Source organism: Ruminococcus sp. RTP21204st1_B2_RTP21204_210225 (assembly GCF_040914135.1).
Taxonomy (GTDB): Bacteria; Bacillota; Clostridia; order Oscillospirales; family Ruminococcaceae; genus Hominimerdicola; species Hominimerdicola aceti.
Genome location: NZ_JBCPGA010000034.1, coordinates 21,027 through 27,624, shown reverse-complemented (window position 1 = coordinate 27,624; position 6,598 = coordinate 21,027). Strand labels below are relative to the sequence as shown.

At 44.4% G+C, this 6,598-nt stretch carries 6 protein-coding genes; all 6 read left to right on the top strand.

Annotated features, from left to right (window positions below):
- Positions 1 to 170 precede the first annotated feature (170 nt).
- Complete coding sequence (locus tag AB5123_RS10820; protein WP_046441271.1) at positions 171 to 1,520, top strand: MurT ligase domain-containing protein; 1,350 nt, start codon at positions 171 to 173, stop codon at positions 1,518 to 1,520.
- A 1-nt stretch (position 1,521) separates the two neighbouring features.
- Positions 1,522 to 2,262 carry a type 1 glutamine amidotransferase gene (locus AB5123_RS10815; RefSeq protein WP_038672291.1) on the top strand — a complete coding sequence of 247 codons (741 nt, stop codon included), beginning with the start codon at positions 1,522 to 1,524 and terminating at the stop codon, positions 2,260 to 2,262.
- A gap of 2 nt (positions 2,263 to 2,264) precedes the next feature.
- Positions 2,265 to 2,639 carry a hypothetical protein gene (locus tag AB5123_RS10810; RefSeq protein ID WP_022287641.1) on the top strand — a complete coding sequence of 125 codons (375 nt, stop codon included), beginning with the start codon at positions 2,265 to 2,267 and terminating at the stop codon, positions 2,637 to 2,639.
- A gap of 10 nt (positions 2,640 to 2,649) precedes the next feature.
- Positions 2,650 to 4,359, top strand: coding sequence for a DNA mismatch repair protein MutS (locus AB5123_RS10805; RefSeq protein ID WP_368364814.1), 1,710 nt, complete (start codon positions 2,650 to 2,652; stop codon positions 4,357 to 4,359).
- Positions 4,360 to 4,445: 86 nt separating this feature from the next.
- Positions 4,446 to 5,549: a TraB/GumN family protein gene (locus AB5123_RS10800; RefSeq protein WP_278634779.1), complete on the top strand. Its 1,104-nt coding sequence runs from the start codon at positions 4,446 to 4,448 to the stop codon at positions 5,547 to 5,549.
- 331 nt (positions 5,550 to 5,880) lie between these two features.
- On the top strand, positions 5,881 to 6,582 hold the full coding sequence (locus tag AB5123_RS10795) for a hypothetical protein (RefSeq protein WP_368364813.1): 702 nt from the start codon (positions 5,881 to 5,883) through the stop codon (positions 6,580 to 6,582).
- The last annotated feature ends 16 nt before the right edge of the window (positions 6,583 to 6,598 follow it).

The window sequence follows — 6,598 nt, the reverse complement described above, 5'->3', positions numbered from 1 at the left end:
TTTATTTTATCAGATTTTTGCCTATCTCTCTTTTCTTTTTTCTTAATTTTGTCCAATATCTATTGTAGCACTACAGTTTTTTTGTTTGCAAAGGTCTAAAATGCTTGACATTATGGGCGTTATGGTCTATTATTATTTTATACGACTTTATTTTAATAGGAGATACATAAATGAGTTTAAAAAACGCTTTCACCATTATTTTCGGCAAGCTTATGGTTAAAACACTGCACCTGCTTGGCAGGGACGCAGGCAACTTTCCCGGGCTTGTGCTGTGGACTATAAATAAAGACTGCCTTAAGGCTTTCAAGGTGGATTGCCCTATCGTCGCCGTCACAGGCACCAACGGCAAGACCTCTGTTACAAACTATCTCAGCCACATTTTTGCAAGCGGTGGAAAGAAGATAATCACAAACCCGGAGGGCAACAATCTTGATACGGGAATATGCTCACTTTTGCTCAATCACTGCGATATGAGGGGCAGAGTCCACGCCGATTATCTTGTGCTTGAAACTGACGAGTCACACGTTCCTGTGGTCTATTCAAAGCTCAATTTGCAGACCCTTGTTCTGCTGAATTTCTTCCGTGACCAGCTTGACAGAAACGGCGAGGTGGAAACACTCATACTCAAGGTGAAGAAGTTCCTTGAAACATTTGAGGGCAACGTTGTTCTCAATGCCGATGACCCAAACGTGGCAAGACTTGGACTTGCTAACCCTAATAACAAGAATATCCACTATTTCAGCGTTGACAGATATCAGGGTGCAACGGATAAGCCTTATGAGGTGGGCGAGGGCAAGTTCTGTCCTTTCTGCGATACTGAGCTTGTCTATGACTATTATCAGTATTCACATATCGGCAAGTTCCATTGTCCGAAATGCGGTTTCGGCAATATCGAGCCTGAGGTGGAGATAAAGAACGTTGACCTGACTGTTCCGTCCTTTGAAGCAGACGGGGAAACATATAAGACCGCTCATAACAGTATCTATTATATGTATAACATGGCGGCTGTCTATACCGCCGCAAAGCTCTATAATTTTGATAAGGCTATATTGCATGACACTTTTGAGCATTTCGAGGTCAATAACGGCAGACTTGAACGCTTTGAGGTTGACGGCTCAAGCCTCCTTGTGAACCTTGCCAAAAACCCTGTTGGCGCAAATATGACCCTGCGTGTGATGAACGAGCAGGCAGGCTCAAAGGAACTGCTTTTTGTCCTTAACGATAACCTTGCAGACGGCCATGACGTTTCTTGGATATGGGATATAAACTTCTCTGTGTTCAATAATGTTGACAGAGTTGTGACTTCCGGTACGAGAGCCTATGATATCGCCATAAGAATAAAATGCTCAGGCTATGACCCTGACAAGATATTCGTTTATCCTGACCTTGACGAAGCAACAGCGTCACTCTTCTCCACAAAGGGTGATAAGTTCGCCATAGCCAATTATACTGCTATTCAGCCAACAAGAGCCGCAATAAAAAAATATAAGAGCCTGAAAGAAAACGGGGAGGAAAAGTAAAATGGAAAAGCTGAAAATTCTTCATATGTATCCTAATATGCTTGACCTCTATGGCGACAGCGGCAACGTTGAAGTGCTTTCATACCGCTGTAAAATGCGTGGCATAGAGCTGGAAGTTTCAAAGCATCTTATTGGTGACAAGGAAACTGATTTCACCCAGTATGATATCATCTATCTTGGCGGCGGTGCTGACTTTGAACAGCAGATACTTGCAGATGACCTCGTTTCCTGCAAGGACAGTATCATGGAAGCTTATAAGGCAGGAACATTTTTCCTGATGATATGCGGCGGCTATCAGCTCATGGGTCAGTATTATAAGGACTCAAACGGTGAGAAAGTGCCTGGTCTGGGGCTTTTTGATTACTATACTGTGGCGTCTACCGATAAAAGATGCAGATGTATCGGTAATATCGTTATAGAAGCTCAGCTTGACGGAGAAAAATACAAGGTGATAGGCTTTGAAAACCATGGCGGACAGACCACCAACGTCAAGTCACCATTCGGAAAAGTCCTTTCAGGCAACGGCAACGAGTTTGAAAGCAGTACCGAGGGATATATGGAAAAAAGCGTTATCGCAACCTATCTCCATGGTCCGCTTCTGTCAAAAAATCCAAAGGTCAGCGACTATGTTATTTCATATTGCATGAGCCGTAAGCTTGGCGAAAAGTATATCCCCGCACCTATAAACGATAAGCTTGAAGAGGATTGCCGCAAACAGCTTTTTGAGAGGCTTGGTGTGTAAAAATGTTTTCACTGTTCAAAAAGAAGCAGGCTCAGAGCGAGCCGCCTCTGAAAAAGAAAATAAAGGATATGAAGTGCAGAAAAATAAACTACGTTGACGAGGGCTTTGATACCCTCGCATCGGAAATGTCTGCCGACCCGAAAGCTATTCTCAGGCTCAAGCCTGTGAACTATTATGCCATAAAAAATAAATATATCATGGGAAAAGTTTATACGTCTGAGGATTATCAGGAGAATTATGTGCAGTTTTTCAGATATGAGTATGACCACGAGTGTGGAAAAACTGATATCTACCCCCTGAGTGCAGAGCTTATGTCAAAGGCTCTTGCAAAGGTGGGCATAATAATAGACCTGAAAGCCCTTGCCAAAGACCAGTGAGGAAACGAAAATGGCTTCAAAACTTGACGAATTTGATATGAAAGCCCCTGTGGCTGACCTGCTTTATCCCTCTGTGGAAAAGCACAACGCAATGAAAAAAAGAGCTGCCGCCCTTGAAAAGCTCCCCAGAGCGTTTGTTGACAATCTGGAGCTTGAAAAGGTGACTGATTTTATCACGCCCCATTACCAGTATCGTGTAATGAGGCTTTTTTGTGAGGTTTGCGACGATGAGGAGGTAATAAACTACCGCCTTGATATTCTTGATGATTTCATAAGGCTTCCGTCATTGTCTGCCACCATACGCAAGGTGATAAACGTCATGGTGGAAAATGACAGAAAGAACATCTATAATCTTACTACTCCCGACAGCTTTTCACAGCTTGATGATGCCATAAGCGGTTTTGACGCTTACATACAGTGCATGGAGATAATGCACGATTTTTATGGAAAAATGAAAGACAAGATACGCTCAGAGGGCGTAAAAAAGCTTTTTGCGTTCTTTGAGGAGCATTACGGCGACAAGCATTATATATCCCTGAAGGGTGAGATAGAGAAGCTTAAAAAGGCACTCTATGACCGCATACGAAGCGTTACAGTTGCCATAAACCTCGATGAAAGGCTAGTTCCTGTTTCAGCAGGCATTATAGAGCTTTCAAAAGAGCGTTACGATATAAAACCGTCCCTTGTGGACAGGATACTTTACCATGGTGCAAAGTTCAACGATAAGGCTGTTGTGAAAAATCTCAGAAAAAAGTATAATGACAGCGAGGTGTCTGACGATAAGCTTATCAACACTGTGGATAAGACCCTTTTTGACGAGCTTAGCGATCTTACTGATACTTTTGTGAAAATGATAGACAAGGTGCTTGCTGAGTATCAGAAAGCAGGCATTGCCGATATGCGCTATATAGACTATCAGCTTGAATACTACATGGGCGCAGTGGCTGTGATAGAAGCCTGCGAAGATCAGGGGCTTAAAATGTGCCGTCCGAAAATTCTTCCTGCAGGTGAGAGGAAAGCCGTCATAAAGGATATCTTTGACCCTGTTTATTTCCGTGAAGCCAGGATATATAATCTTGACCACAAGGAGAAAAAATCCGTTGTCACAAACGATATCACCATGGGAGGTGACAGCGAGGGCTTTTATGTGCTTACGGGCGCAAACAATGGCGGAAAGACCACATTTCTCCGTGCGGTCGGTCTGTGTCAGATAATGGCGCAGACAGGACTTTATGTGCCTGCTTCATACTGTGAGATATCCCTTGTGGACTATATCTACACTCAGTTCCCGCAAGAGGAAAAAACGGGTATCGACACCAGCCGTTTCACCACAGAGATAAAAGAGTTCCGTGAAATAAGCGACACTATCACAGCAAACAGCCTGCTTCTTATGAACGAGTCTATCCAAAGCACAACCCCAAGGGAGTGTGTTGAGGTCGCCTGCGAGCTTTTGAGGATATTCTGCAAAATGGGCGTGAGAGGAGTTTTTGCAACACATCTTGTGGATATCGCATACAAGACCGTGGAGCTTAATAAAGACAGCACGCTCAGAACAAAGCTTGCAAACATTGTCGCCGACGCAGATGATGAAACAGGAGAGCGAAAGTATAAGATAGTCCGTGGAATGCCCCGTGACAACAGCTTCGCTCAGACTATCCTTAAACAATACGGCATAGATATGGAAACGATAGAAAAGCGTATAAGAGAGAATAAAGCCTGACTATTACAAAATTGTAACCATACTTGAAAATTTCTTTGATGTGTGATATACTGAAACATACAACTATGAAGACAGGAGATAAAACCATGAAAAAGATACATAGAACATTGAGCCTTTTTACAGTCGCTGCAATGTGCACCGCACTTCTCTGCTCATGCGGAGAGGTGCCTGACAGTTCACAGACCGACAGCAGCTCAAAGGCAGCCACAACTACAACAGCCGACACAACGGCTGATACAACCACCACAGGGGAGGCGAGCAGTACAGCTTCTGCCACTTCTGCACCTGACAGCAGTGTTTCAGACAGTTCATCAGCGGTAACGGACGATACAAAGACAAACGGTATCACACCTGCTATGTGGAAAGTGACTTCACCTGAGGGCAACACAATGGTGATGCTCGGCTCTTTCCATGCACTGAAAGACGAGTGCTATCCGCTCCCTGAGGCAGTAACGAATGCGTACAACAATGCTGATATACTTGCGGTGGAGTGCGATATAACCTCCACAAGCGAGGACGGCGAGTATATGAAAAATCTTATGAAGCAAATGCTTTATAATGATAACACAAAGCTCAGCCAGCATATTTCCGAGGAAGCATATTCAGCACTGCAAACATATCTCGGCTATTGGGGCATGGATATCTCAGCTTTGGAGGTCTATAGACCGTGGGCAATATCCAGTACCCTCGATACACTGCTTATTCAGGATGCCGACTTTGATTCGGAAAAGGGTCTTGATAACTACCTTCTTACCACCGCCCACGCAGACGGCAAGGAGATATATGAAGTTGAGTCGGTGGATTTTCAGATGAATCTGCTCATAAACTTCTCTGACGATATCTATGACCTTATGTTCAGAAGCTACGAGGGTGAAACCAAGGAGAGCCAAAAGCAGGCTCTTGAAGACCTCTATACCGCATGGAAGTCGGGGGATATCGAAACCTTCCTTGAGGAAGATAACGAGGAGGAGCTTGCAGGCTATACCGAGGAGGACAAAAAGATCGCCGAGGATTATAATAACCAAATGCTCTATGACAGAAACAAGAACATGGCAAAAGCTGCCGAGGATCTTATGTCTCAGGGCAAGAACGTGTTCTATGTTGTTGGTGCGGCACACTATGCAGGCGAGGGAGGAATAATCGACCTGCTTGAAAAAGACGGCTACACAGCCGAGCGTGTGCAGTATTGATGGATTTATAGATTTGTATAGGGGAAAGGGGTAAAAAAATGCCACATTCATCAGGGTAGGCTCTCACAGCGGAGGGTCACACAGCGGCTCAGGCTTTTCCAGCTCTTCATCAAGCTCGGGAGGGTCGAGTGCTAAACACATAAAGCACACAAGCTTTCCTGGGGCAAGAAGATACGTATACTATGAGAACTATCGTCCTGTCTATGTCTATGCTGACTATGATATTCGCAAGGGGACCGCTTCAGGTAAGTTTTTCAGTATACTTGGCAGTGCTGTCAGCCTGCTCTTTGGTATCATGCTTCTTGCCATGTGCTATGATAAGCCACAAAAAATGGATACAAGTCCTTCTTATAGCTGTGAGATAGTGGACTGTGCAGGGGTAATTGACGATGCCGATATGGTGCAAAGCGCAATAGATGATTTCTATGACGAAACGGGTATACCTGTTGAGGTAATGACAGTGAACAACGAGGATTGGCAGGGAAGCTATTCAAAGCTAGAGGACTTTGCCTATGATATGTATGTGACGGAATTTGACGACGAGGAGCATTGGCTGGTGGTTTATTCTGAACCTACATCTCCCGACCCTGATTTTAACGATTGGTACTGGGAGGGTATGCAGGGCGATGATACCGACAATATCATAACTGTAGATGTAGCAGACGATTTCAAAGATCTTATGCAGAAATATCTTACCGCCAACAGCCGTTATGATGTCAGCTCTGCTATAGCAGCGGCTTTTGATGAAACTACGCCAAACGTTATGGACGGTCATGTAGAGTGGCTGTTCGTGATATGGGGACTTCTCTTGTCAGGTATCGGGGCTTATGAGATATATCAGACGCTTATCACGAATAAAAAGGCTTACCGAAGCGCAGTGAAATGTGCAAATGATGCAAAAGAGGACACCTGCGAATACTGCGGAAATGTCTATGTTATCGGCACTTGTCATGAGTGCCCACACTGCGGAGCACCGCTCAGACCACATAACGTGGAAACAGAACAGCCTGTCGCAGATGCTGCAAAAAAATAAGAAAGGGGTAAAAAAT